This is a genomic window from Phycisphaerae bacterium, assembly GCA_024102815.1.
GTDB lineage: Bacteria > Planctomycetota > Phycisphaerae > UBA1845 > UBA1845 > JAGFJJ01.
Map to the genome: position 1 here is coordinate 1 of JAGFJJ010000046.1, position 25,959 is coordinate 25,959.

A 25,959-nucleotide genomic window follows, 5' to 3' on the forward strand; every position below is an offset into this window, starting at 1 on the left:
CACTCACCGTCAACCAGTCCACCTCCTGGGGCGACCGCGACGCCGACGGCGACGTGGACGCCACCGACAAGGGTACCGTGGGCGTTACCTGCACCGGCACGCCCTCCGCCGAATGCCGAATCCTCGACCTCGACTTCGATGGGGACTATGATAACGACGACGCGACAGCATTTGATACTCTGATGCAAGGCGTGGCGAAAAAGGCGGGAATGGCGCACTCCGGCGTCGGGCAGGTGATGGGGCATCAAGGGTTGGTGGCTGATACAGGCGTCGATCTTTACCAAAACCGAGTCCGAGTCTTCAGTCCTCCGTGTTTCCTCTTCTTGCAGAAGGATCTTATTGGCATACATCATGTACTCAAGCGGCTGTACGACGTCTCAGCAGGGACAATACATCCTTATCTCTATCATCGATCAAACCCATCCATTCATCTTGATCCGCTTGGGCTTCTCCCCTCAGAATGCAGTTGCCCTACAGGTACAACATACATGGGTGAGCAAGAGGTGGCGCCTACTGACTGTACTTACCATTCTCGGCCATGCGAACGATTGTCTTCGACGCCTTTCATTGCCTGCGTGAGTCCAATCGACGGACAAATGCAGATAGGTTGGGAATACACGGATAGGTGCTATAATTGTGAGTCACCCGGCCAACGTCGCAATGTTGATTTCTTTTGCTCAATCAACAATAGGCCTGGTTGCACCATTGTGGGGCATTGCCAACTGCCTTGCGAGCCGATTGGGAGTCCCACTTGTGGCGAGAGTTTCCTTAATACCTGGCGCGAGTGGCCCGAAGTGTGCTCACACCCCGCAAAACCCGCTGGCCGGTAACGAGGACCAAACCAAAGTAGTTCGCAGTTACGCCCCCCAAAGGAGGGGCGTGTGGTGAATTATTCCTGAAATTGCGCAGTGTGTGTGATTATACAATACATCAGACCTATAGTTGTGAGGTAGATTCTATTGCAGACTTCTATTCACAAACGATTGTCCCGGCGAGCGGCATACCTATTTCTTCCATTGTTACCGATCACGCTCGCCAGCTATTCTCGGCTTCCGTCGATAGGAATTAATGGCGGTAGCAGTTGGGTCATCATCACTCTACTCCGAGGCGAACTGTGGATTCAGACGGTACCGCTGGTTAAGTTTGTGCGACAGCCGCCTACATGGAGTCAAATCGACGGATATGAAACGTACAAAGCGAGACAAGACGAGATTCGCGATGGACTATTGAGGGCAACTTGGCCGAGATTCAGACTATGGATTCTGATAGCAAGCCTTGCAACTGTTCTAGCGGGTTGGCGAGGACTTATATTGGTAATTACTTATCGCCGACGTTGCCAGGGTAAATGCGAGAATTGCGGCTACCTTGTTCAGCACACGCTATCCGTTTGTTGTCCAGAATGTGGGACGCCAGTTATACAGGTGACGAGCGCGAGGCCGGCAGATCAAGAAAGTGGTCGACCATCGGGGTGACCTCGACGCCACGGAAGTGTATTATTATGAAGGATGGAAGATCGTGGAGATCCGCGACGGCAGCGACGACATGGACCGCCAGTTCATCCACGGGACGCAGTACATCGACGAGCACGTCATGATGCGGGCCGCGGGCAAGGGTGACCTCTACATCCACCAGGGTGAGCGCAGCCGACGGGAGCGGGCCGCCATCGGTAAAGCGGGCAGGGACGCCCGCGTCACCTGCCCGGAGCTTCGTAGGGTGCGTCCCCTGACGCACCATTCCTCCCCAGACCAACGAATCCGCCCGCCTCGAATCGGCTCCCGTAACCAACCCGGCCAACCCATCCGCCCCCTCCTACCCGCGCGCGATTTTAGCACAAACAGCATGCGCCACTGAATACGCTATCAAAGCGTAAAGCGCATAACAACATTATCGCTGCTATTTTCAATCGAGCGTTCAACTAAGTAACCAGCGCCACATTACGGGGCGCTCACTAAAATCCCGTTAACGAGCGCGCGCCCAAGCGCGTTATTACCTATGGAGGAGCGACGCGCCAGCCGCGGTCGGCCGGCATTCCTTCGGAATGATCGAATCCGATGCGTCTTTCGACCCAACAGGAGAAATGCTCAATGGGGAACGCCCCCGTCCTCCTAATCCGCGTAATACGCGTGATAGTGGTCGCGGATGGCCACGTCCACGTTGAAGATCGAGGCGATCAGCGCTGCCCGCATCCACATCCCGTTGCGGACCTGGTCCCAGTACTTGGCCTGCGGGGCGGAGTCCAGCTTCTGGTCCAGCTCGTTGCGCCGCGGAAGCGGGTGCAGAATGGCCAGCGACGGCTTGAACGTCGGGGCCATGTCGGCCGTGAGCGCGAACTTGTAGTAATCAATCGACTTGGACTCCCCGGCCACGTCGTACTCGTCCTGCAAACGCGTCATGTACACCGCGTCGATGTCCCGAATCCGCGAGGGAAGATCGTCGCCGATCTCGTAGTCGATCCCGTTGCGGCTGATGTAATCCAGAATGTCCTCGCCGATCTGGAGTTCCGGCGGAGAGATGAACAGCAGGCGCACGCCGGGATAGCGGCAGAGCAGGTACGTCAGCGAGCGCACCGTCCGGCCGCGCTTCAGATCGCCCACGAACGCCACCGTCTTCCCCGCCAGCGGGTTCCGCAGGTAGCGCCGCTCGATGGGCAGGCTCCGCGAGTCCTCAAAGCTGCGCAGAAGCGTGTAGATGTCGAGCAGCGCCTGCGTGGGGTGCTGATCCCGGCCCGAGCCGCCGTTGATCACCGGGATGGTCCGGGGCATGTCGTTGAGCATGTTGGCGACGTGCTCGGCGAAGCCCTCGGCCGGGTGCCGCATGATGATCATGTCGAAGTACTGGCTGAGCACCCGGATCGTGTCCTCTTCCGATTCGCCCTTGACCTCCGACGAGGTCGAGCGGTCCCGCACCGAGTTGTACGGCATGCCCAGCACCTGGCAGGCCGCGGTGAACGAAAGGAACGTGCGCGTCGAGGGCTGAATGAAATAGAGCATCGCCCGGCGATGGCTCATCAGCGTGATGAGAAACTGCGTCCCCTGCCGGGAGTTGGCCACGGTGCGGATCATGTCCGAGAGGCGGCAGAGCTGCTCGATGGCGCTGCGCTCGAATTGTTGAGCCAGCACCACGTGGAAGGCCTTTTCGTTGCGGTTCAGAGCAAGCACACGGCGGGCGGTATCCGAGCGCGGCGATTTCGGGGTCTCTACTTCGGCCATGGTCGATCTCTCGGGGGCTGGGCGATTCGCGCAGCCGAATGCGGTCTGGGGAACTCTGTTGCTCGATGTGGTTCGGGGGAACCAGAGCCAGTAGACCCGAGAAGCGCGGATTTGTCAACGCCGACTACTTCGGCGGCGGCTCACACATCGGACGAGAAAGATACATGGCGCGAGGCACGCACTCGGTCTGCGTATCGAGCAGACGCTCCAGGGCTTCCGCGGGATCGACGCCGCCGGGCCGGGGGCGTTGCTGTGCAACGGTCGCCTGATTGGCGTCCCGCGCTGGGGCCACGCTTTCCACGTGGGCCATGCCGCTCTCTTCGAGATCCGCAAGCGACGGCGCCTCATCCGGCGCCGCAGACTCCGTCCGCGATGGACGTGCGACACTGCTGTCGACGGTCGATCGAGCGGATCGGTAAACCCCTTCGTCTTTCGGGCCGGGACCGCTCGCCGCCCACCATGCCACGGAACCAACCGTCAGCAGGACCATCGCCGCAGCGGCGCATGCCGCCCAATGCGGCCACGCGATGGGAGCCGACGGCACCGAATCGGGGGCGGGATCGTCTTCCAGCGCGTCCAGATCGACACGCCCTGTCGGCCTGGCGCCGTCCATCAATGCGGTTCGGGCCTGAGCCACAGCGCGCTCCTGAAGGCCGGCGGGCATTTGCGATCGACCCATTTCGCGCAGGCCCCTCCCGACCGATTGCAGGTCTTCCGCCAACTCCCGGCAGCTTGAACACTGGGCAAGGTGCAGGCTCAGACCTCGTGGCAGCGGCGCGCCGGCATCCAGGACATCGTCATCGGAGAGTGCGGTGAGCACCCACAAGCGTTTGGAACATTCCGGATTCGTGGACATCTCAGTCTCGAGGCGCGTCGTCGCGCTCCTCCTCCTTCATGAACTCGGCAAGGCGAACCACCGCGTGGCGGCGGTACACCCGCGCGGTGGCCGGTGCGATCATCAGGATTTTTCCTACCTCCGCGTACGAAAGTTGATTCAGGTCCCGCAGCACGACGACGTTGCGCAGGTGCGCGGGCAGTCGCGCCAGGGCATTCCACAGTGCCGCATGGGGTGCCTGGGAATCGGCCGACGGCTCCGACTCGCCGGCCGATGCACCATTGTCACGCCCGGATTCGTGCCGTGCCGCTTCCCGGCGTGCTTCAGCCAGGGCGGGCCAATGGCGCCGATGCCGCATCCGCGTCCGTATCATCTCTACGGCGATATTGGCCGCGGTCCGGTAGGCGTAGGCCCGGGCACTGTGCAGATCATTGAAGCGACCCCGCTGGGCAAGCTTGCAGAAGCAATCCTGGTAGGCGTCCATCACGTCCTGCTCGACTTGCAGCATCCGCCAGAGAAGCCGAAGAATGCCGGGGCCGTCCCGGCGCATGAGCTTTTCCAGCCACGCGCGGGCGCGCGGATCATGCGCAGTCGCCTCCATCGGCAGCGCGTTGAAATCTCCCCCGGTCGTCGCCATGGCCTGGGTCATCGGAAGCTAAGACGTTCGGACGCCAACGATGTTATGGCCGAGGATCGGAATGTTCGAGTCCGGGACAGAATAACGACCGCAGGAACGGGCACTGCGGTTCCGGCCAGAAAAAAGGCGGCGATGAGGCATTTCGCCCCACCGCCGCCATTTTGCTTGTTTGCACAGGCCCGGACTCCTATGCGGAACCCAGCGCTTGCCGCGAGCCGCAGACTACGGACACGGCAGGCTGCAGCCAACGATGCCTGCGCCTTGCTGATAGGTCTCCTGCTGGAAGATCTTCACGAGACGAAGGATGTCCGTACCGTTGACCGTCCATTCCGGGGTGCAGAACCCCGCGCTGGTAATGTCCACGACAGGAATTATGGTGTCCGGCCCGATGAAACCGGGGTTCAACGGAGGCAGGTGATACCGAACCTGGAATCCCTGGACGGCCAGCGACAGGTCGATTCCGGAGACCAAGGTATTGCCGTCCAGATCGCCCCACGGCCGCATCGTGACGCTCGCCGGTGAAGTAACGGCGCCGCAATCGCTTTGGACCTCATACACGGAAGGCTCGACAATCATCCCGTTCCAGCTTCCGCGCGGTGTCGACCAGTTGCTCGGCGCAATGTCCTCATCGGTCACCACGACCAGGCCGCCGTGGCATGTTTCCCCGGCCGGGCAGTCTCCGTCATTGTTGCACGCCGTCAGAGAAACGGTGCACGGACTCGCCGTCGAACACGTCGACTTCAGGTTCATACAGCGCTTGATGGGCAGGCAGGCCGCACCGCCCGGGCAGGGGTGCGAAGCATCGCACGGCGGTGCCCAAGCCACGCCGCCAACGTCACAGGCGTAGGCGCCCCAGGCCTCGGAAGAGAGCACACCGGCCTGGCCGGGATCGTCCACGAGATTCGCCCGGTTGCCGTCGATGGACCCGTTGCCGTCAAAATCCCAGCCGGGGGCGAATCCGATCTTGGGGATCGGCTCGCCGACATAGAGTCCGCCCTCGGGGTTGCTGTTCAGGCAGGTCCACGTGGGCGAGCTGACCAGCAGCGATGTCGGCGTCTGCGAACCTTCCGGCTGCGGGTAGACGGCGATGTACTTGCCACCCAGCGGGTAGGCCAGCGGCGGGTCGCAGGAAACCGAGCAACCCACGCCGGAAATGCAGAGCTCACCGCCCGGGCAGAGGTTATTGTTCGGGATTCCATCGCAACGGTCCAATGTCTCGTTGCAGAAGTCCATTTCGGTGCAGGCGATGCCGTCGCTGGAGCAATTCGGAGGATTGCCCGCAACGCATCCCGTCGTCGGATTACCCGTCGGCGGATTGCACGTCTCGATACCGTTGCAGAATTGATTGTCGTTGCAGAGGGCATTGCTCGGCAGGTGCAGACAGCTATCGGTGGCCTCGTCGCACTGATCGACGGTGCAACTGAAGGCATCCGCACAGTTGTTGGGCGTGCCGCCGCCGCACGTACCGTCCGTGCAGGTCGTGTTTTCCGTGCAGAAAAGACCGTCGTTGCACGTGGTCCCGTTTGCGGCCGGGTGGGAATTGCACACGCCCGCCTGGCACCAGTCGGCCAGATCGCACGGACCGGTCGGCGTCGGATTGCCGCATGCCGTACCGTTGGCCACGGGGCTATTCGTGCAATAGACCGCCGGTCCGCAGGTGTCCTGACGCGTGCAGGTTTCCGCTCCGGGGCAATCCGTATCAAACGTGCACGGCTGGTTGGTGACGCTGCAGATCTTGCCGCAGTCGCCGTTGACGTTGCAGTCCTGCGTGGTGCGCACGGTGCACTTCCGCGGGCAGTCATCGACGGTGCAGCTGTTGCCATCGTCGCATTGGGAATCGTTCTGACACTGAATGAGAACGGTGGCGGGACTGAACGTGCCGGTCTGGATGTCATCCGCCCCGGCTATTATCACACGCGACCGTGTACCAATATTCCCCTTGCAGAGATTGAAGTTGACCTTGGTTCCCGTCACCGTGGTCGCTTTCTGCGCGAAGAAGCGGAAGGTCGTGACTTTCAACGGGTTGGTGTTGCGAATGCCCGGAACCTCGCTCTGGCCCGGCTCGATAATGGCCTCGTAGTGCGCGTCTCCGTCAAGGAAAGTGGCGTTCAGATTGTCGGGGTCGAAGTTGCTGAGGAAACCCGAGCTGAACCAGTCGTACTCGCCCAGGCAGATTGTGCAGGGAACATCCAGGCAAAGCGAGCCGGCACAGATGCAGCCGTTGTCGCTGGAGCCGTTGTTGCACGGGTCGGTGGCGGTCACCGGCGGGCCGAGCTTGACCGGATTCCACTCCAGCGTCGCCTCCACGACTTGAACCTCTTTTTCCGTTGTCTGCGCGGTGCGTACCTCGAAACGCACATCCACGGCCTGTCCGACCAGGACGGGGCCGATGGTCGCACCACCGTTGGAGGGGTTCACGAGATGCATGTTGGCGTACCCGACCTGGGTCGGGGGGAACCCCACGCACTCGCCGTAGGCAACGCCGCCGGTTCCGGTGCCGCAGATTCCGGCCACTTCTCCGCCGGGAACGCAGCAGAAATCGCCGGTCGTGCAACCCGTTCCATCCGAACAGCCGGCGGATTTGAAGCAGGTTCCGCCGCCGGGATCCGTGCAGGAATATCCCTGGGGACAGGGATCGTCGGCGTCGCAGGATACGTTGGTGGGGAGCACGAACTCACAAACACCGACCGCGGGGTTGCATTCGCTGATGCGACAAGGCTCGTTCACCGGATCCTGTGCGCAGAAAACCGGCGTGTCCGGGACGCATTGCCCGAGCACGCAGATCTGCGGATTGCAGAGATCCGTGTTGTCGCAGTCGGCCGTGCTGAAGCACTCGACACAACTGTCGGTGGATTCGTTGCAGCCCAGGCCCTGGAGGGCGCAGGGATTTCCCGGCCCCGGATTGCAGTTTCCGGTGGCGGCTTCGCACGTCTCGATGCCGTTGCAGAACATGCCGTCGTCGCAGGCGCCGTTGTCGGTGATAAACGTGCAGATGTGGCTGATCGGGCTGCAGTTGTTGATCCGGCATCCCACACTGGGCGGGCACTGGCCATCGCTGGTGCACTCGCCGCAGACGTATCCGGGCGGCAGGGCATCTTCAAAGCAGAACGGGGTGTTTCCGCTGCAGGGATTGGCCCCGGTGCACTGACCCGCCGCGTTGCATGTATCGCTGATTCCCGGATTCGTGCAATTCATTTCGTCGTCACAAGGCGTGCCCTGCGCAACCGGTGTGCCGCCGGTGCAGTTTCCGCTGGAGCACATGCCGTTGTCCACGCAGCCGAAGTTGGCCGTGCAGAATGCGCCGTCCGGCACGTTATTGGGAATGCAGACACCGCTGAGGCAGGTGTCGGGGTTCGTGCAGTCGTTCTGCGTGGCGTCGCCACACGTTGTTCCGGTCAGGTTCTGGTGCGTGACCTGGCCCGTGAACGCGTTGCATTGATCGCTGGTGCAGTCGTTCCCATCGCTGATTGTCACGATGTTCCCGCTAACCGGATCGCAGCACTCCTCGCCCAGGATGAACGTATCGGTGTACTGACAATCGCCGGTCAACGAGCAGGTATCGGTCGTGCAGGCATCGCCGTCGTCACATTCGGCTTCTGAGAAGCAAGGATCGATCGAGACGGAAACGGGCGTGCCGATTGTACCGGTGACGGGAACACCTCCGCATCCGAAGACCGTGAGGTGCGAAAGAACCTGCGTGGAGACGCCGCTCAGGCTGGGGCGAATCTGCACGGTGGCCGCGCCGAGCTGTCCAAGCGAACGGAACTTAAGCCGCGTGATGAGCGCACCGGCGAGGATCGCTTCCGGACGGGGGTTGCCGCAGGGGATGCCCACATTGGCCTGATACGACGCGTCGCCGTCGGTCAGGCTCGCATTGAGCACGTTGCTGGGAAAGCCCGAAAAGCTCCAGGCGAAAGCGCCCGTGTCGTCGTGCCCGACCAGCTCCAGTCTCGCTGCATCCCACTGGAGCACGACATCCACACGCCCGAAAAACTCGGGCGGCGTCGCCACGGCATACAGCTCGACGAAGATCACCTTTTCGCCCGACACGGCATTCTGCGTGCTTGGACGAAGTTCCAGATTAACCAGCGCACTCGCCTGGCTGGCGAGCAAGACGAGCGAACTGATCCCGATGGCAGCCCCGAACCCTGACCTACGCATCCGTTCCTCTCCCTGGGTCAATACGACGCCCGTACGCGAATCCAACTAGGCCCTACATGTCCTCAGCGGTTGTTCGCAATCAAAAAGTTCGAAGAATCGCGGCGCAGCGACCACGAGTCCCCCGCGAAATGTGCTCCCTCGCCCCATATCCACACGAGATCAAGGAGATGACGCGGCTGACCCGTGCGGCCGATAACCCAGCGACAATATAACACAGCTGCGAACGGGGAACAACACTCGAGGCGATTGGCAGAGTGCCCCCCCGAACGCCACTCTTGTCCCAAGCATAGGCTACACAAACTGTCGATTCCAGCCTTATCGCGAGGTCCGAAAAGGGCGAAAGGCATCCGTCGAATCTCGCCCAGCGGCGCCAATGAACGGAAATGAAGCATGAACGGGGCACTGTGAAAATCTACTGTAATCGCCGGGCCCCGGCGCAAGGCGGTCCGAAATGCGGATCAGGAAGATAACGCTTCAGAATTGAACGCCGCGTTCAGGTCGGATATACTCGGTCATCTGCACGATCTACGGAGAGATTCGGGCGGCGAGTTTGGGGGGATAGGCGATCGCTTGAGGGGATCTATCACCGAAACAGCAGATCATGCAGCAGCATTGAATTGCGCCGGGCCCTTGCCCAACGCGTCGAGAGTCCAATCCACGACGCGGCGAATGCGCGCCGGAGAAACGGCGATGAACATGCGGGGACTTCTTGTAGCGGCATCCGTACTGGCCGCATTGTTCTCATTCGCCGGATCCACGACCGCTCAAACGATCGACTTCGAGACCGTTCCGGACGGCATGCTTTATGGAAGTCCCGTCGGTGACGTGCCGGGCGAGCCCGTTCTTTCGCAGGCGGGGATCACGATGTCGGTCGAGTCGTTTCACTTCGGCTCGTTTGTCGGATTCTTCGACGCGCGGATCGGCGGGTTGTACGCGGATCAGTTCGGCGGGCGGGCGCTGCAACTCAACAACATCAGCGTGATGTTTGACTTCACGGCGCTGCCCTTCGACGTGACGCAGGTCACGTTCGATTACCTCGAGTTCGGCGGGATGAACAACATCGCCGTCAACGGGGGAACGATTTACGAGCTCTCCTCCATGGCGGACATCCCGGCCAATGTCTCGCCGGGGATCACCGCTTCGGTGAGTGCCGGGCACGTGACACTCGACGGGCCGGTCGACTACCTGCTCATCGGCGGGCAGGAACTGGCCATCGACAACATCACGGCCGTTCCGGAGCCGGCGACGCTGGCGCTGCTGGTCGTCGGTGGGGCGCTGCTGGCGGGACGTCGTCGCCAACGGGCACGCTGAGGCCAGGCGACCTTCTGCCAACCAGATTCATCGCTTCATTGCCTGCCAGACGGGCTTCTTGTCCGCAAAGATCATGACGTTGCCGCGTCCCTCCGCGTCGGCCTGCATGACGACGCCCATTTCCCCTTCGCCGTGAACGATGCCGATGTCGCATTGGCCCTTGGGATCGACATTGAGACTGATGCTGCCCCGGCCGTTCTCAGCGGTCAAATCCAATCCGACACCCGTTTCGTCCTGCACAAACGTCGCTCGGAGATTGCCTTCTTCGTCCTTGGCGCTGGCGATCGGTTGTCCTTTCTCCGTCAGTCCGACTGATAGTCGCTCGCGCTGTTCGTCGTCGTAAAGGTTGATGAGCGTCCGCCGTTCGCGCCCTGCCACCACCACGACCCGCCGCTTGCCCTTCGCGTCGCGCATGACAAAGACGGGACTGCCGGGGTCCATGAAGCCCATGCTTACGTCGGCGTCGCCGTTCGAGAGCGTAATTCGCGGCTTTCCACCCTGGTCGATTTCGACGGTCGCGGAAGCTGTCCCGTCTCCATTCCAGAGCACCAAGGCGGGCCGGCCGTCGTCGCCGCGCATGAGCGACGCCTGCGTTTGATCCTTCTCATCCACGAGCACAAATCGTTGGGCGCGGACCTCTTTCGTAGGGGCGAGCGGCTTGGGCTCCGTCTGCCCGAACGCCCGCAGCCCCAAATTCAAAGCCGCAACCGCAACCACCACCAGTATCACTCCAAGCACGGCAGGCCTGTTCAAGTACACCATCAATCGCCGCGCCCGAACCGGCTGCACCACTGTTTCGCCGAGTCGATTTTCCCTTTTCTCCACCGTCGTTCTCCTCATTCAGTACAGCGAGCCTGCCGCCGCACTTGCCTATCCCACCGAGGGTCGTCTTGTATCGCGTGTTCTGCATTCATCATTCCGAATTCATGCATTCGCCTATAATACCATGCCTATGACCGACCCGCGTCTGGAACACCTTCGCGAGCGGATTGCATCGCTGCCCAAGTCGCCCGGCGTGTACCTGATGAAGGACGCCGAGGGGCGGGTGCTGTACGTCGGCAAGGCCAAGGACTTGCGTTCGCGCGTGTCCAGCTACTTCCAGCCCGGGGCCGACCTGCTCGCCTCCCGCGGACCCGACATCTGCCGGATGGTCGCCAGCGTCGCGGACATCGACGTGGTCGAGTGCGAGAGCGAAGTCGACGCCCTGCTCAAGGAAGCGCGGCTGATCAAGGACATCCAGCCGCCGCACAACGCGCAGCTCAAGGATGACAAGACCTTCCCCTATCTGGAGATCACCACGAAGGATGACTTCCCGGCCGTGTACGTCACGCGAACGCCACGCCTGAAGGGCAGCAAGCTCTATGGGCCCTTCACCACGCCCTCGGCCATCCGCGACGCGGTCAACGCGCTGCAGAAGGTCTTCAAATTCCGCACCTGCGAGCTGGAGATTGAGGAAGGCGACGAGACGCGGCGATTTTTCCGGCCGTGCCTGCTGCACGCGATCAACCAGTGCACGGCGCCATGCGCGGCGCTCATCAGCCGGGAGGACTACCGCAAGGATATCGACCGCTTCAAGAAGTTCCTGGCCAGCAAGCGGAGCGTGGTCATGCGGCAGATGGAGAAGGAGATGCAGGCGGCGTCGGAGGAGCTGCGCTTCGAGGAAGCGGCGCGGCTCCGCGATCGCATCCGGGCGTTCAAGGGACTGGAGCTGGCCGGCGACGTGGACGAGGACGTTCAGCCGGAGGTCTTCTACATCGATCCGCGGCACGGGCTGGAGAAGCTGGCGGATTTGCTGGGGCTGGAGGCTCCGCCGCGGAGCATGGAGTGCATCGACATCGCCCACTTGCAGGGATCGGAGACGGTGGGCTCATTGATCTGCTTCATCGACGGCCGGCCTTTCAAGTCCGGGTATCGGCGGTTTCGAATCAAGACGGTTGAGGGCGTGGACGACTACGCCGCGATCCGGGAGGTCATCCGCCGGAGGTACCGCTACGCGGCGGGGGGCGAGGAGCTTTATCCCGACGTGATTCTCATCGACGGCGGGCTGGGGCAGTTGCACGCGGGGATGGAGGCGTTCGCCTCGATGGACGGCGGCGATCCGGAGGTGCACATGGTCCGCCCGCCGATGGTCATCTCCCTGGCCAAGCGTGAGGAGGAAGTGTTCGTGCAGGCCCGGTCGGGGCCGCTCCGCCTGCCGCGGAACGACCCGGCCTTGCGTCTGCTCCAGCACATGCGCGACGAGGCCCACCGCTTCGCCCAGCACTACCACCACACGCTGCGGAAGAAGCGGACGCTGGAGGAGGACGGGAGGAAGGGGCGGAGAGGTCGGAAGAGGAAACGTGCCGGTGAGTGACGAACCGTGCGAGTACTCGGCGGGCGATCGGTTGGTCAGGGGCAAGGTCACGGAGGTGGACCTGACGCCGAGGCTCAGGATGAATCCGCGATCGGCGGAGTTCTGGTTCGTGGTCGCCGCCGTTCCCATCGTCGCTCTCACCTGCTGGGTGGTCGTCCCTATGGACTCAAGCAGCGGCATGGGACCCTTCGCGGCGATTGCCGTTATTGCTCTGCTGCTGATGGCGGGCGTGGCTATCTTGGCGTTCTCACGAGAGGTTTCGTCGAGGGGCATTACGCAGGGGCTCAAGGCCGATCCCGACATTGGCCTGGAGGAGCTGCTGCATCGCCACGCGCGTTTCGTGGACATGACCAACTCGACGTATCCCGCCAAGTCTGTTCTTAATGCGATCCTCAGGATTCGCGGCGGAGGTTTTTCGGTTCGCAGCTTCCGAAAACCGATGCCGGCATCGTTCAAGCCGATCGCAGAGCCTTTTGAGCCACAGCCACTGGACGAGAGCGCTCCGTCGTTTCAGAGCACTCAGGGAGATGAATCAAAGAGCGGTTTGGAATGGCCCAGGCGACTTACTCGCCTGATGGGCGGGTGGGGGAGTTGGGCCGGCATGGCGTATTTCCTTTTGCTCTCCGCGTACATGCTCTACAGGGGGGCGTGGAGCTTGCCGATGGTTGCGATTTTCGTCGCAATTGCCTGTGCCCCGATCCTCCGGTCGGCCGGAGGTGCGTACTCCGGAGGGCGACAATGGCTGGCCGTTCCCGGCGGAGTGGTGATTCGCAAGGCCCGGCCATTCCGTTCCGGATGGGAGATGCAGTACGTCCGAAGAGAGGACGGCGTCCTGCTTGTCCATAAGATCCCCAACCGCGCCTGGTGGGCATTGGTCGTGTTTTCAGGAGGCCAAGAAGAGACTCACCTCACCGAACGTGAAGCTGACTTCCTCCTCCGCGCGTGGCTGAGTCCGGTTCCGCCGCCGGAACGCGATCGATTGGTGGAATTGACCTAGAGGCAGTCGAATCAGTTCGAGGGCACGGGCAGCTTCAGGGCGGCGCGGACTTCTTCCATGAGCTGGTCGACCTTGAAGGGTTTGAAGAGGACGGCCGACAGGCCCTCGCGCCGGGCGCGGACGATGGAATGGTTGGGGTCGTAGCCGAAGCCGGTGGTGAGGATCACGGGAAGGTGGGGGTTGATTTCCTTGGCGGCAGCGAAGACCTCGTAGCCGTTCTTGCGGGGCATGCGGACGTCGGTCAGGACCAGGTCGAAGCTCTGCTGAGAGAGGAGCCCGATGGCCGTCGCCCCGTCGGCCGCGGCGTGGACCTCGCACCCGTAGCCGGTGAGCACATCGCGAACCGTCTCGCGGATGATGTCTTCGTCGTCGGCCACGAGAATGCGCTTGCCGGCGAGCAGATCGTCCACGCGGTCGGGTCGGGCGGCGTGGACCCCGCCGACGTGGGGACGCTGCGAGAGGATGGTTCGCAACGTATCGCGCACTTTCACGGCGTTTTCCGAGAGGGTGCGCATACGGTGGCGGAGATCGTCGTGGCCGATGTAGTCCTCCACGAGGTTTTCGATTTCCGTCAGCATGTCATTGAGCGGGCCGGTTACCTCGGAAAGGAGGTTCTGCCCGATCTGGGCGGCCATGGTCGTCCGCTCGGTGACGAGCAGGTCGAGCAGGTTCAGCGCCAGGGCCACGTATCGACCGAAGATCTCCGCCAGGGTGCGGTCGTTGTCGTTGAATGCCCCGACGCGCGTGCTCTCGAAATTGGCGACGCCGACCATGCGGTCCTGAAGCATGAGGGGCACGGTGAGCGAGGAGCGGGCGTCGTCGATACCACGCCGATAGCGGGAATCGCGCTGCGTATCCCGGCAAAGGTAGCTGCGATGCGTGGACGCGACGTAGCCACAGATGCCCTGGCCTTCGCGCCCCACCGCAACCGCGTCGGACGCGGCATCAGCCGGAACGCCGAATGACAGCACGAGGTTCAGCCGGCCCGAGGAGCGGTCCAGGACGCGAATCTCGAAATTGTCGAAGTGCAACAGATCGCGAACACATCCCAGGCTCTTCTGCTCCAGCAATTCGAGGCGATCCTCCATGCTCATCGAGCCGACCTGTTCAGGATCGAGATTGAGCAGTTCCCGGCCGGCGCGATCGATGGCGTGGATCGCGTCCTGCATTCCGGTATCGGCGGCGTCCTCGGCGAGCATGACGACGGCCTGCGCCGGGCGCGTGGGATCGACAAAGACGCGGGTTACGGCCAGTTGATAGGAACCGGCTCCTTCCACCGCCAACGGCTGGCGGGCATCTTCAGTCGCGTGTTTTTCCGAATCCGCGTCGCCGCCTCCGAGCACCTGAACACAGTGCTTGGCCACCGCTTCCCGCACCGTTGCCGGGAGCATCTCGAATGCACGGTTCGATTGGGTGAATGCGCCGCCACGATGGGCGACCGCCACGGCAACGCGATCCGGAATGCGCGACGGCGCGGCATTCTTCGATTCGGGGACGTTGTCGAGTTTCGGGAGGAGATCGCGAGGGATGATGATGAGGTCGCAGGGGGCGTTCGCCAGGCTCGTCACCGCGTCGGGCCACGAGTTCACACTCGTGACGCTGGCGGTGTCGAGCCAGCGCTGAAACTCGGGCCCGATCTCCGGCTGCCCAACCAGCATAATTCGAAACGTGCCGGGCATGTCGCTGTTCATGCACCTGCCACTACGAACGAACAAATGAAGCAGCTATCCCACCGACGATATTGTAGCCGGAAGCAACCCGCCGATTCCAGTACCCGGGCGCGGCGAAATCTCAAGCGTCGAATGTATTGATCGGCCCTATCCGTATTTCGACCGCGATGACACGCACACTTCAATGCATCTGCAGTGGTCTGAGGCAGATTCCGTTATCGAATTGAGGTTGGAGATGCGTGTACTGCGGCAGAGGAGGATAAAAACCGACCTTTTCTGCGATTCTCCCCGCCATCAATGCTAACGCACGAGCAGTCCGGATGAGGGAGTGGAATCCAGGCCGAAATTGCGCATCCCGCCGTTCTTTACCCATTCTTCATAGAGTGCGAGCATCTCCGCGGCGTGGTGCTGCATGTCCGCCTGCGGCACCACCTGACGGGCCTGCGACCGGAATTGCAGGCGTAATTCGGGATTTCGCAGGCTCCGCACGCGATCGGCGAGCCCCCGCACATCTTCCGGCTCGTCCAGGACGAATCCGCTCACGCCGTCGGTGAGCAATTCCGAGGCCCCGTCCCATCGCGTCGTGACGATGGCCGGGCCGGTCGAAAGGGCCTCCATCACCACGCGGCTGCACGGATCGTAGTACGTTGGGTGCACCAGGACATCGGCAGCGTGTTGAAATCGGCGGACGCGATCGGAAGGTCCGGTAAATGTAACGAAAGGCGCAATATTGAGGCGCGCGGCCGTGCGGTACCACTTCGCTGATTCCCCCTTGCCGACAACGGCCGTCCGTACGTCGGTTGTTCCTTCCCGCACGAGCAGGGAAAGTGCTTCAAGCCAGCGCTCCAGACCCTTGAGCCGGAAATTGTGAGCGATCAGAAGGACAAGCAGATGATCATCGTCGATTCCCAGCTCGCCGCGGATTTCGCGCCGATCGGCGGCGCGTTCTTCTTCTGACGAGGTGTCGGGGTCGACGCCGTTGCGAATCAGGCGAATTCGCTCCGGGGGAAATGAATAGTGTCGCCGGAGCTGTTCGGCGACGTAGTGCGAAAGCGCCACGACAATCGGACGCGCGTCGCCGTTCACGAGGAGTTGTCGCTCCACCGCCAGATGGTGTTGCTGCTTCAGATTGAGTCGATTGCCCAGGCGCTTGAGATTCCGCGTGATGTCCGAGCGCAACAGGGCCAGATTGCGCTCGACAGTTTCCGCAACAGTGCCGCCTCGTGGCTCGTAGATGTCGGCCACGAAGCACGGCGAGACGGCGTGAATCACATCGAAGTGCTCGCGGCGTACGGCCGCCGCCGCGCGATGGGCGAACGTCATACTACGCCGAAGGCGCGACATCGCCGCTCCGCTGATCGTGTGGACGTGAAGCTGGCGCGTGGGGGACGGACGGCTGCGCGTGAACACGTGCACTTCGACCCCGGCGGCGAGGACATGGTTCAGGAACTGCATCGTGGACGTTTCAGCGCCGCCCCGCCATGCGTCCAGCCACTCGATGATCAGCGCAACTTTCATGTTCAGTGGATGATGCTCCCCCTCGGCATCGCCCCTCAAGGCGGCGAGCCCTCCGGATCGGGTGCCTCCAGGCGCCGGCGTCGTCGCGCGTCGCGTGCGGCGATTCGCTTGCCCTTGGCGGCGACGGCGCGGGCCAGCCGCCTGGCGAAACGGTCCAGCTTAGGCACGTCCAGGTAGCGTTTCAACCAGCGGATCCGATCGGTCCGCGAGATCAACGCCGGGGGCGTCGAGAAATCGAGCGAGGCCAGATCCTTGATGATCCATCGGCGCCGCCGCCAGCGCGTCCGAAACAGCCGTTGAAGGTCAATCAGCCAGAGATCGCCCTCTCCCGCATTGTCATCGTTCCAGAAGATATGCGACAGATACAAGTCCCGATGAACGAACCCGCAATCGTGGAGTCGGGCGATGAAATCAGCCGTGCGCTCAATGAGCATCCGCCTGATCAAGTACTCGACACCGGAATCGACCCATCGCTGCGCCCAGCGCTCGAGGGACTGCCCGGGAACAGTGCGCATTAGAACGGCGCTTCGCGACTCGCGCCCGTCCATAAACTGCTCGACCAGCGCCACGGGCTTCGGGCATGCGATTCCCGCGCTGCTGAGCTGCTGCATCCAGCACCACTCTACCCCGGCCACGGATCGCGCCCCGCTACCCGAGCGCCGCACTTCTCGCAAAGCACGGAATGGCGGATCGAAGAATCGCTTGAGGAAGAAATCAACCTGCCGGCCGCTGTGATCGAGTTGCAGCCGCAGCCTTTGCCTCCATGAATCCAAGCCCGGCTTGTTCAGGGCCTGCCCTTCGATGGCACCAAAGAACGCGTCGGCGCAATTCAGGCCGGCGGACGTCAGCGTCTCGACATAGTCGGAGGCGACGAGAACGCCGCCGATTTCCACAATCGAGAAATCCGCTGGCAATTCGGCGCTCAACGCTGACGCTCCGCCGAAACTGCTCCAACTCCGTGACGCAGGTCGATCAAATCGCAGGCGGCGCCGAAGACCATGTCCACCGTGACGCCCTCCATGCACTTGAGATGACCTAAAGGACAAACGCGTTGCTGGCACGGGCCGCAGTCCACGTCGATCCGGACAATCCGCTCGTCGGCGTAACTGGTCGCCGTCCACTCTGGATGGGTGGGACCGAACACGGTCACGACGGGGACATCGAAGGCCTTGGCAAAATGTCGCAGGCCTGCGTCATTGCAGATCAACAAATCGGCACGACGGACGAGCGATTTCATTTCGCCCAGGGAAAAGCGCGGGGCATCGCAAACGAATCCGCGTTCGCGCATGGCCGCGCCGATCTGACGGGCGATGGGCTCCTCGCCGGGGCCGCAGGTGACGACCACGGCCGCGCCGCGTTCCGCCACCAGACGGTCGGCCACGGCGGCGTAGCGATCCGGAAGCCAGCACTTCGATGCACCGAATTTGGCTCCCGGTCCGAGGATCACCAGTGGATGTCGGTCGGCGATGCCCAATTCCTTCAGGCGCGCCTGTACGGTCTGCTCCGCGTCGGGGGTGGTGAAAAGCTCGAGGTTGTCGCCAGGGCGATCACAAAGCAGCGCCTCGGCAAGGTCGGCGTAGTATTCGACCAAGGGCAGCGGTGCGTAGCGGCCTTGGGCGTAGTTCTTAACGGGCAGACGATCGGTTAGCAGCAGGCCCCGTCCGTCACGGTTGTAGCCGATGCGCCGCTTGGCTCCTGCAAGAAAGGCCAGCAGGGCCGACCGCGCGGAATTGGGCAGCAGGACGGCCCAGTCGAAGCGCTGTTTGCGAAGGTGGGCGACGAGGGAACGGTACTCGCGGTGCCACGGCTTGCGGCGATGCTTTTCCGGCCAGAGGGCGACGTCGTTCATCCAATCTCCGCCGCGGATCAGGTCGCGGAGGTTGGGCTCGGCGACGAAGGTGATCCGCGCGTCGGGGAAGCGGGTCCGCAGGGCGCGCAGCGTGGGCGTGGCCATGACGAAGTCGCCGACCCAGGTGGGCAAGACGACAAGGATGGACCGCGGTTTGAGGGCGCGGCGGACAAGTACGGTGGGCATGGGGGGATTGTAAGGGTTGTGCTGAGCACAGCCAATGATCGAGCTCGCTTCGCGGCACGACTTCACACGTGGATACAAAGGACGTAGATGATCAGGACGAAGTTCGCAACAGTCAGCGCGCTAATCGCTTGCGAAGCAAGTGCCAAACCCCAGGCGTGCGGCATGCGCGCGTAGTGTCGATACGCCAAACCGATGGAGCGGAAAGCGAAAACAATCGGAACGATAAGGACACTCCCGACGGCGACGGCGAGAAGAGCGCTCCAGATTGCCTCGCCGTTAACCCACCCTGAAAACATCGCAGCCAACATGAGATCCAAAGGGAATAACATGGCGCAAAACGCGGCCGGGACGATTGACACAGGAAGTGCGAGGTACGTGCAAATCCGAAGGACGTGGGATTGTTTCATCCGATATCGTCTCATCGAAATTGCCAATATGGAAGTGGCCAGGAGAATTCCAAACATCCATGTCAAGTATGCTCCCACCAGGATCGGCCAGTACAGCCATGGCCCATCGAGAAAGTGCTCGCCCCAAGGTCCAAGTCCAAACCCATGATACGAGAATCCAGCACCCAGCATGACGGGCATCGCAATGCGACCCAGCACACAGGCGACATATGGCGTAATGAAAAACGCTAATGCGGCGAAAGCGCACAACCCCAAGAGAGGACCGACCCTGGGTGGATCATGCAAGTCCATGCGCTTCCAAAGATGCCATGGCCGCATCGACCACCACAGCGTCGCCGCCGCGGATCGAATTGGGCGTTCACGCCACCAATACTCGAAAAGCGGTTTTGCTCGGCGGCGGCAATCGAGAAGCGCCTCCTCCCATGTGAACGCCGTGCCGCACTCCGGGCAGCGTGGGTCCTCCAAGCCGTAGAGGTGGTAGCCGCAGCGGGCGCAGGTCAGGCGCTCGATGGGCACGGCTTCGGCCCAGTCGAAGGTGAGTCCACAGGCGGGGCAAATCGGCTCGCTCAGCCCGCGCAGGTCATGCCCGCAGCGGGCGCAGCCGACGTCGAAGGGAACGATGTTCCAGTCGGGAGCAGATGTGGATGACGCAGAATCGGTGCCTCGGGCTGGGGGGGACTCGTTTGCCAAGACGCACCTCCACGAAATTGATAACCCGGGCGACCCGCGCAATCAATCACTGGTCCTGAATTCGCGCCATTCCCGGTTCGCCACGCGACTGGTGGACGCCCCGCCCACGAGGCTGTACAAGGGACGTTTCCCGCAGGAAGGTGTTAGTCGTGCGCGGATTCCTCCCCGGAAGACCGCGCAGGCTAAAGCCTGCGGCTCGCCAGGAGAGCATCATGATCGACAAAGTAATTGCCTACATCGACGAGAACCGCCAGCGCTTCCTCGACATGCTCAACGACTACCTGCGCATCCCGAGCGTCTCCACCGATCCCGAGGCCCGAGGCGCCATGAAGGAAGGCGCCGAGTGGACCCGGAAGGTGTTCGAGGGCGCCGGGCTCAAGGCCGAGATCGTTGCCACCAAGGGACATGCGGCCGTGCTCGCCGACAACGGCTCCGGCGGCGGCAAGACGATGCTCATCTACGGCCACTATGACGTACAGCCGACCGGCGATGAATCCCTGTGGCACTCGCCGGCGTTCGAGCCCACGGTTCGTGACGGCAAGCTCTACGCCCGCGGCTCGGCCGACGACAAGGGGCAGATTCTCGCCCACATGTTCGCGGCGCAGGCGTGGATGAAGGTGGCCAAGAAGATTCCGGGGCGGGTCAAGTTTCTGGTCGAGGGCGAGGAGGAGATCGGCTCGCCCAACCTCGCCCCGCTGATCCGTGATCAGAAGGACCGGCTGGCCTGCGATTATGTCGCCCTGTCGGATACGCCGAAGTTCAACGAGGACATCCCGGCCATCACCTACGGCACCAAAGGCCTGATCTACAAGGAGATCGTGCTCACCGGGCCGAAGCAGAACTTGCACAGCGGCTCGTACGGCGGCACGCTGGTCAATCCCGGCAACGCGCTGGCGGCGATCATCGCCGCCCTGCGTGATGCGAAGAACCGCGTGACCATCCCCGGCTTCTACGACGACGTCCGCGAGCCCACTGACGAGGAGCGCAAGCGGATGAAAGCCCTGCCCTTCGACGAGCGCAAGTACGCCGAGACGATCGGCGTGCCGGAACTCGACGGCGAGGCGGGGTATTCGACCATCGAGCGGCGCTGGGCCCGCCCGACGCTGGACGTGAACGGATTACTCGGCGGATTCATCGGTGAGGGATCATCGACGGTCATCCCCGCGCGGGTCATGGCCAAGGTGTCCATGCGCATCGTCCCCAACCAGGACCCGGAGAAAATCGGCAGGGCCTTCGACGACGTGGTCCGCAAGCTCACCCCGAAGGGTGTCCGGCTGGAGATCAAGCACCACGCCTCGGCCGGGGCGTACATGTGCCCGCTGGACTCGCCGGGAATGAAGGCGGTGGAAACGGCCGTGGAGCGGGGGTTCGGGAAGAAGCCCGTGTTCATCCGCGAGGGCGGGACGCTTCCCATTTTGCCGCTGTTCAAGCAGGTGCTGGGGGCGGAGTCGCTCATGCCGGGCTTCTGCGTTCCGGACTGCAACGCCCACGGACCGAACGAGTTCCTGGCCGTGGAGGACTTCATCCGGGGGATCAAGACGTCGGCTCACTTAATGCAGTTGATGGGGGAGATGAAGTAACGCTGGGCTCCCTGCTACCGAGATCGGTTCCTAATCTCCTAGCACCTCGCGCATGGTGTACATTCCCGGCGGGCGATTGACGACCCAGGCCGCGGCGCGGAGGGCACCAAGGGCGAACGTCTCCCGCGATTGGACCTGGTGGGCAATCGTCACCGTTTCGCCGTTGCCGCCGAAGTGGATTTCGTGCCGGCCGATCAGGTCGCCCATGCGCGCAGCATGCACGCCGATCTGCCCGGACGGTCGCTGCCCGGTCTGCCCTTCCCGCCCGAAGATGGCGTCGCCTTCGCGCGAGCCGCCGCGCTGTCGGAGCAACGCATCGAGCAGCATCAGGGCGGTCCCGCTGGGGGCGTCGACTTTGTGGCGGTGGTGGGCCTCGATGATCTCGATGTCGTAGGCATCGCCAAGGAGCCGGGCCGCTTCGGAAATCAAGGCCATAACGGCGTTCACACCGGCGCTGCAATTGACTGCGTGGACGATGGGAACCTCGCGGGCGGCGTCGTGGATGCGGGCGAGTTGATCCGCGTCGTGCCCGGTGGCGCCGATGACCATGGGAATACCGCGCGAACGGCACACCTCCAGCCAGGCCATCGTTCCCGAGGCGACGGAGAAATCCAGCAGCACGTCGCAGGGAACGTCCAACCGATCGGTCAGCTTGAGCTCGGCACTTCCCGAGTGGATGGTCTTGCCAAGTTGGGGATCATCCGGGGCGACCAGCGCGGCCGCGAGGGCGAAGCGCTCATCGCGGGGCAGCACGTCGAGCACGCACCGCCCCATTCGTCCTGTTGCGCCGGCCAGGGCTAATCGGAACATACGCGGTTCCCGATCCAATGCGTGCACTGCTCGAGCGCAGTGGCACGCGATCACACACGCCTCAAATGGCAAATTATAGGTGGAAAATAATGAACGCCAGTCACGTAGGATATGCGATTCGCATGCCCCACGAAATTTCGGAACGGTGCGCCACGATCAGGCGTCTCCCAGCAGCCGCACGATGGCCTCGAGATCGTCCGGCGCCGAAACGGGAGGATTGGCGAAACGCCGGCCTTGGACGTCCGCCCGCTCCTGCGAGTGGTAATTCACCGTCACGTTGGGGTCCTTGAGCCCGTGCCCGGTGAGGATGCAAACGACGCGATCGTCCGGGGAAATCAACTGCTCTTCCAGCAGCACCTTCAACCCCGCCACCGACGCCCCGCTGGCCGGCTCGCAACCATAGCCGTACCGCCCCACCAGCGCCTTGCCGTCCTCGATCGCCTCGTCCGGAACCTGCCGCACCACGCCGTCCATGGCTTCCAGGCTGCGCAGCGCCTTGATGAGATTCACGGGACGGCCGATTTCGATCGCACTGGCGACCGTCCTGGCGGAGCGTCCCGTCCCATCGTAATCCGCGAAATAGGACTTTACCTTCTCCACGTCGACATCGCCGCCGCGGAAACGCAGGCCGTGCTCGTTGTACAGCTCGAATAGCGTATTGGCACCGGCAGCGTTGATAATGGCCAGTCGCGGCACGCGCTTGACCAGCCCCAGCTCTTTCAGCTCGATATACGCCTTGCCGAAGGCACTGCTATTACCCAGGTTGCCACCGGGCACGATGATCCAGTCGGGCGGCTCCCAGCCCAGACCCTCCAGCACGCGATACATGATGGCCTTCTGCCCTTCGAGCCGGAAGGGGTTGACCGAATTCATCAAGTACAGATTCAGGCGCTCGGCGGATTCCTGTACCAGACGCATGCACGCGTCGAAATCGCCCGAGACTTGAATAGTGAGCGAGCCGTAATCCAAGGCCTGGGAGAGCTTGCCGAAGGCGATCTTTCCCCCGCCCACGAACACGATGGCCTGCATCGGATCTCCGTCGCGCGTGCGGGTGTGGGCGGCAAACATGGCCAGCGATGCGCTGGTATTGCCGGTTGAGGCGCAGGAGATTCGCCGGCGATTCAGGCAGCGGGCCATGGTGAACGCTGCGGCCATGCCGTTGTCCTTGAAGCTGCCGCTGGGGTTAAAGCCCTCGTACTGAAGGTGCAGTCGCCCGGCGCGCATGCCCAGGTGCGCGGCAAGCTGATCGGCGGGCTGCAAGGTCGTGCGTCCTTCGCCGATGGTCACCAGGTCGTTGATGGCGGCGAAGGGAATCAGCTCGCGAAAGCGCCACACGCCGGATTGGTCCAGACGCTTCTCGGCGTCGGTTTTGCCCAATGTCGCGCGTCGCTCGTCGAAGAACGAGAGGGATCCCGGCACGACGCATCGCGACCAGTCGTAGCGCACATCGAGCAGTGAGCCACACGCCCGGCACTTGAAAAGGACCTCGCCGAGGTCGTAGGTCGCTCCGCAGCCCGGCATCACGCATTGTTGGTAAGATGGATGATTCACGGACGGTATCATCGCGCCGGGTGCAGGACTGTGCAAGGCGCGACCCGGGCTACAATTCCGGCGGACCGGCGGCGCGTTTTCGTTCCGTCTCGCGCTGGAGGACCGACCGTTCCCGGGACGTCAGCGAAGAAATGCCCTCCAGCGAGACTTTCTTGAGGATGTCTTCCACGGCCTGCTCGTGGGCAATCACGCGTTCGCGCTCTCGCCGCACCTTGCGCGCCGTCCTGCGTTGCTTGCGCCGTTGCCACCACGAAGGTCGTCGCTCGGGCTCCTGGGTCTCGTAGGGGTGACTTACCCCGAATCCGCCGTACTCTTCGCCGTAGGGACTTCCGGCGTATTCGCTCTCATAACCGTCGAGCGCGATCTTGCCTTGTTCTTTCAGCAGGCGCCGCGTCTGCCAGCAGGTCAGATAGCCGAAAATGGCAATCATCAACACCAGCCAACTTGCCTGGACGAAGAGTCCGAAGATTCCCACGAGAACGGCCCCGATCATTCCTGTGGTTGTAGCAATCTCCATCGAGCGGACGAAGCCTTTCCTGCTCCACAGCCAGGCCTGGAGCACGCGGCCGCCGTCGAAGGGAAAAATCGGCAGCAAATTGACGAGCAATAGGAAGTAGCTCAACCCGTAGACGCGGAGCAGCCAGACCTGGCCGGTGGTCGGGAAGAGGCTGCCGTCTACCGGTTCGAAGGGATGCAACGGGTTCCAGGGAACCGCACCGAACGACCCCATCCAGAAAACGAGGGCACCGGAGCAGATCGCGCAGATCGCGACGTTTACGAGCGGACCCGCCAGGGTCGTGATCATGTGCGCCGCGGGCGTTTGCGGCGGGCGCACATAGGCCAAGCCACCCAGCGGCCAGATGAGAATCTCGTCGGCCGTTCCCTTGACGTATCGGGCGCCGAAGCAGTGGCCGAATTCGTGCAGCAGTACGATGCCGAAGAGGATCGCGTAGGTGCCCAGCGCCCGGATCAGGTTCTGGACCGACCAGTCGAATCCGTCCTCCGTCCGCACTTCCATCCAGACGAGGATGATGGCGCACAGGATGAAGACGACGTGGACGCGAATGACGATGCCGAACAGGCGCCCGGCGCGGATCGACCAGTTGAGCGGATTGTCCCAAGGCCGATCATTTCCGTACATGACCGATGACGCCCCCAAAACCGCCGTGCCCTTCGGCGGGCTTCTACTGAGTTCTCCCCCCTAATGGTGCGGGGGTTCATCAAATGGCAGGTCACTGTACCCCGACCGGCCGATTATAGCCGATCCACCCGTCCGAGCTCCGCCTCCCGCCGCTGCTGGCGCTCCGTGGCTTGCTGGAGGGCGCGGCGCTCGCGATCGGTCAGGCTCTGGAGGCCGTGGTTGTTGATCTTGCGGAGGATGTCGTCGATCAACTCCGCATCGGCGCGGCGCTCTTCAACAAGCTGCTGAAACCGTTTGGCCTTCGACGGCGGCGTTCCCCCCAGCGACCGCCGCACGCCGCGCGGACGCGACGACCACCAGTTCTCACCGTGCCATGCCCACCAGATGCCAAACACGAGCCCGCTCAGGTGGCAGAGTTCTCCGGGCCAGTTCTGCCCCTTGCTGAGAATGCTGAGAACCGCCAGTCCACCGAACAGGGCCGCGGCCGTCCGCACACGCATGGGCACGAAATAGATGATGATCATCATGCCCGGGTACAGGGTCGCCACCATGCCGAGCAGACCAAAGATGCAGCCCGAGGCTCCTACGGCCGGAATCGAAGCGTAGTCGGTCAGGATCAAGCCGAGCAGGATGGTGTAAAGGATATTCCCGACCAGCCCGGAAACCGTGTAGAGCACGAAGAACTTCGTCGGCGACCAGCGTGTTTCCAACACCCGGCCGAAAAAATACAGGGCCAGCATGTTGAAGAAGATGTGCATGACGTTGGCATGGAGGTACTGAGCGGTGATGAGTCGCCAGACCTGACCGTGGAGCACGGCCGCCGCCTGCATAGCGCCGATCTGATAGAACGCCTCGCCGATCGGCTTGAAGAGCATGCCGATCAGGAAGATCGCCACGTTGATGGCGATGAGTGTGGTAACAATGCTGCCACCCCAGAGCCAGCCGCTGCGCGTGCCACCGCTTCGGCCCCAGCCCATGCCGCCGTAGGCCGATTCTTCATGCGCGTATGGTCGATCCTGCCAGGACATGCCGATGCGTTCCCAGATTCACCGCC

20 protein-coding genes are annotated in these 25,959 nt (G+C 62.7%); 5 read left to right on the forward strand and 15 right to left on the reverse strand.

Going from position 1 to position 25,959, the window contains the following annotated elements:
• The coding region (locus J5J06_10240) for a hypothetical protein (protein ID MCO6437455.1) at positions 1-353 on the reverse strand (353 nt) is incomplete at its 3' end.
• A gap of 1,099 nt (positions 354-1,452) precedes the next feature.
• Between J5J06_10240 and J5J06_10245 the strand changes: the two genes are divergently transcribed.
• Positions 1,453-1,851, forward strand: a complete 399-nt coding sequence (locus J5J06_10245) for a hypothetical protein (GenBank protein MCO6437456.1) — start codon at positions 1,453-1,455, stop codon at positions 1,849-1,851.
• A 254-nt stretch (positions 1,852-2,105) separates the two neighbouring features.
• On the opposite strand, the gene pyrB is transcribed toward J5J06_10245, so the two are convergent.
• The 4 genes from pyrB to J5J06_10265 all read right to left on the reverse strand — a co-directional run bounded on the left by pyrB (position 2,106) and on the right by J5J06_10265 (position 8,842).
• The gene (gene pyrB / locus J5J06_10250) at positions 2,106-3,209 is read right to left on the reverse strand and encodes an aspartate carbamoyltransferase (protein MCO6437457.1); all 1,104 of its coding nucleotides are present in this window, start codon (positions 3,207-3,209) and stop codon (positions 2,106-2,108) included.
• Positions 3,210-3,333: 124 nt separating this feature from the next.
• The gene (locus tag J5J06_10255) at positions 3,334-4,065 is read right to left on the reverse strand and encodes a hypothetical protein (GenBank protein ID MCO6437458.1); all 732 of its coding nucleotides are present in this window, start codon (positions 4,063-4,065) and stop codon (positions 3,334-3,336) included.
• A gap of 1 nt (position 4,066) precedes the next feature.
• The gene (locus J5J06_10260) at positions 4,067-4,681 is read right to left on the reverse strand and encodes a sigma-70 family RNA polymerase sigma factor (protein MCO6437459.1); all 615 of its coding nucleotides are present in this window, start codon (positions 4,679-4,681) and stop codon (positions 4,067-4,069) included.
• Between the two features lie 222 nt (positions 4,682-4,903).
• Positions 4,904-8,842, reverse strand: a complete 3,939-nt coding sequence (locus J5J06_10265; GenBank protein ID MCO6437460.1) for a hypothetical protein — start codon at positions 8,840-8,842, stop codon at positions 4,904-4,906.
• Between the two features lie 690 nt (positions 8,843-9,532).
• Here J5J06_10265 and J5J06_10270 point away from each other — a divergent pair.
• A complete protein-coding gene (locus tag J5J06_10270; protein ID MCO6437461.1) occupies positions 9,533-10,153 on the forward strand; it encodes a PEP-CTERM sorting domain-containing protein in 621 nt (206 codons plus the stop codon).
• Between the two features lie 27 nt (positions 10,154-10,180).
• On the opposite strand, the gene J5J06_10275 is transcribed toward J5J06_10270, so the two are convergent.
• Positions 10,181-10,978 carry a hypothetical protein gene (locus J5J06_10275; GenBank protein MCO6437462.1) on the reverse strand — a complete coding sequence of 266 codons (798 nt, stop codon included), beginning with the start codon at positions 10,976-10,978 and terminating at the stop codon, positions 10,181-10,183.
• Positions 10,979-11,141: 163 nt separating this feature from the next.
• Here J5J06_10275 and J5J06_10280 point away from each other — a divergent pair, with 163 nt between their 5' ends.
• Together J5J06_10280 and J5J06_10285 are read left to right on the forward strand one after the other, a co-directional pair.
• Entirely contained in the window at positions 11,142-12,506 is a 1,365-nt protein-coding gene (locus tag J5J06_10280) for an excinuclease ABC subunit UvrC (GenBank protein MCO6437463.1), read from the forward strand.
• Entirely contained in the window at positions 12,499-13,503 is a 1,005-nt protein-coding gene (locus J5J06_10285; GenBank protein MCO6437464.1) for a hypothetical protein, read from the forward strand. The genes J5J06_10280 and J5J06_10285 overlap by 8 nt, the downstream gene beginning before the upstream one ends.
• A gap of 11 nt (positions 13,504-13,514) precedes the next feature.
• Here J5J06_10285 and J5J06_10290 read toward each other — a convergent pair whose 3' ends face one another.
• The 5 genes from J5J06_10290 to J5J06_10310 form a co-directional block, all read right to left on the reverse strand.
• Positions 13,515-15,194, reverse strand: coding sequence for a response regulator (locus J5J06_10290; GenBank protein MCO6437465.1), 1,680 nt, complete (start codon positions 15,192-15,194; stop codon positions 13,515-13,517).
• Between the two features lie 279 nt (positions 15,195-15,473).
• A complete protein-coding gene (locus J5J06_10295; protein ID MCO6437466.1) occupies positions 15,474-16,730 on the reverse strand; it encodes a glycosyltransferase family 4 protein in 1,257 nt (418 codons plus the stop codon).
• Positions 16,727-17,617: a hypothetical protein gene (locus tag J5J06_10300; protein ID MCO6437467.1), complete on the reverse strand. Its 891-nt coding sequence runs from the start codon at positions 17,615-17,617 to the stop codon at positions 16,727-16,729. Before J5J06_10300 ends, J5J06_10295 begins: the two co-directional genes overlap by 4 nt.
• Positions 17,614-18,726: a lipopolysaccharide heptosyltransferase II gene (gene waaF, locus J5J06_10305; GenBank protein ID MCO6437468.1), complete on the reverse strand. Its 1,113-nt coding sequence runs from the start codon at positions 18,724-18,726 to the stop codon at positions 17,614-17,616. Before waaF ends, J5J06_10300 begins: the two co-directional genes overlap by 4 nt.
• A 62-nt stretch (positions 18,727-18,788) precedes the next feature.
• On the reverse strand, positions 18,789-19,823 hold the full coding sequence (locus J5J06_10310) for a hypothetical protein (protein MCO6437469.1): 1,035 nt from the start codon (positions 19,821-19,823) through the stop codon (positions 18,789-18,791).
• A 212-nt stretch (positions 19,824-20,035) separates the two neighbouring features.
• Between J5J06_10310 and J5J06_10315 the strand changes: the two genes are divergently transcribed.
• Positions 20,036-21,403: a dipeptidase gene (locus tag J5J06_10315; protein MCO6437470.1), complete on the forward strand. Its 1,368-nt coding sequence runs from the start codon at positions 20,036-20,038 to the stop codon at positions 21,401-21,403.
• 30 nt (positions 21,404-21,433) lie between these two features.
• Here the strand turns inward: J5J06_10315 and J5J06_10320 are convergent, their stop codons facing one another.
• The 4 genes from J5J06_10320 to J5J06_10335 form a co-directional block, all read right to left on the reverse strand.
• Positions 21,434-22,213, reverse strand: coding sequence for a 4-hydroxy-tetrahydrodipicolinate reductase (locus tag J5J06_10320; protein MCO6437471.1), 780 nt, complete (start codon positions 22,211-22,213; stop codon positions 21,434-21,436).
• 156 nt (positions 22,214-22,369) lie between these two features.
• Complete coding sequence (gene thrC / locus J5J06_10325; GenBank protein ID MCO6437472.1) at positions 22,370-23,776, reverse strand: threonine synthase; 1,407 nt, start codon at positions 23,774-23,776, stop codon at positions 22,370-22,372.
• Positions 23,777-23,813: 37 nt separating this feature from the next.
• Entirely contained in the window at positions 23,814-24,905 is a 1,092-nt protein-coding gene (locus J5J06_10330) for a site-2 protease family protein (protein MCO6437473.1), read from the reverse strand.
• Positions 24,906-25,018: 113 nt separating this feature from the next.
• Positions 25,019-25,933 (reverse strand): rhomboid family intramembrane serine protease, encoded by a 915-nt coding sequence (locus J5J06_10335; GenBank protein ID MCO6437474.1) that lies wholly within the window; start codon positions 25,931-25,933, stop codon positions 25,019-25,021.
• Positions 25,934-25,959 lie beyond the last annotated feature (26 nt).

Excerpts from the sequence above, each read along its gene's own strand:
- J5J06_10320 (MCO6437471.1), bottom strand. The coding sequence starts at position 22,213 with ATGTTCCGATTAGCCCTGGCCGGCGCAACAGGACGAATGGGGCGGTGC.
- J5J06_10335 (MCO6437474.1), bottom strand. The coding sequence starts at position 25,933 with ATGTCCTGGCAGGATCGACCATACGCGCATGAAGAATCGGCCTACGGC.
- J5J06_10330 (MCO6437473.1), bottom strand. The coding sequence starts at position 24,905 with ATGTACGGAAATGATCGGCCTTGGGACAATCCGCTCAACTGGTCGATC.
- J5J06_10290 (MCO6437465.1), bottom strand. The coding sequence starts at position 15,194 with ATGAACAGCGACATGCCCGGCACGTTTCGAATTATGCTGGTTGGGCAG.
- thrC (MCO6437472.1), bottom strand. The coding sequence starts at position 23,776 with ATGATACCGTCCGTGAATCATCCATCTTACCAACAATGCGTGATGCCG.
- pyrB (MCO6437457.1), bottom strand. The coding sequence starts at position 3,209 with ATGGCCGAAGTAGAGACCCCGAAATCGCCGCGCTCGGATACCGCCCGC.
- J5J06_10315 (MCO6437470.1), top strand. The coding sequence starts at position 20,036 with ATGATCGACAAAGTAATTGCCTACATCGACGAGAACCGCCAGCGCTTC.
- J5J06_10260 (MCO6437459.1), bottom strand. The coding sequence starts at position 4,681 with ATGGCGACGACCGGGGGAGATTTCAACGCGCTGCCGATGGAGGCGACT.
- J5J06_10270 (MCO6437461.1), top strand. The coding sequence starts at position 9,533 with ATGAACATGCGGGGACTTCTTGTAGCGGCATCCGTACTGGCCGCATTG.
- J5J06_10255 (MCO6437458.1), bottom strand. The coding sequence starts at position 4,065 with ATGTCCACGAATCCGGAATGTTCCAAACGCTTGTGGGTGCTCACCGCA.
- J5J06_10265 (MCO6437460.1), bottom strand. The coding sequence starts at position 8,842 with ATGCGTAGGTCAGGGTTCGGGGCTGCCATCGGGATCAGTTCGCTCGTC.
- waaF (MCO6437468.1), bottom strand. The coding sequence starts at position 18,726 with ATGCCCACCGTACTTGTCCGCCGCGCCCTCAAACCGCGGTCCATCCTT.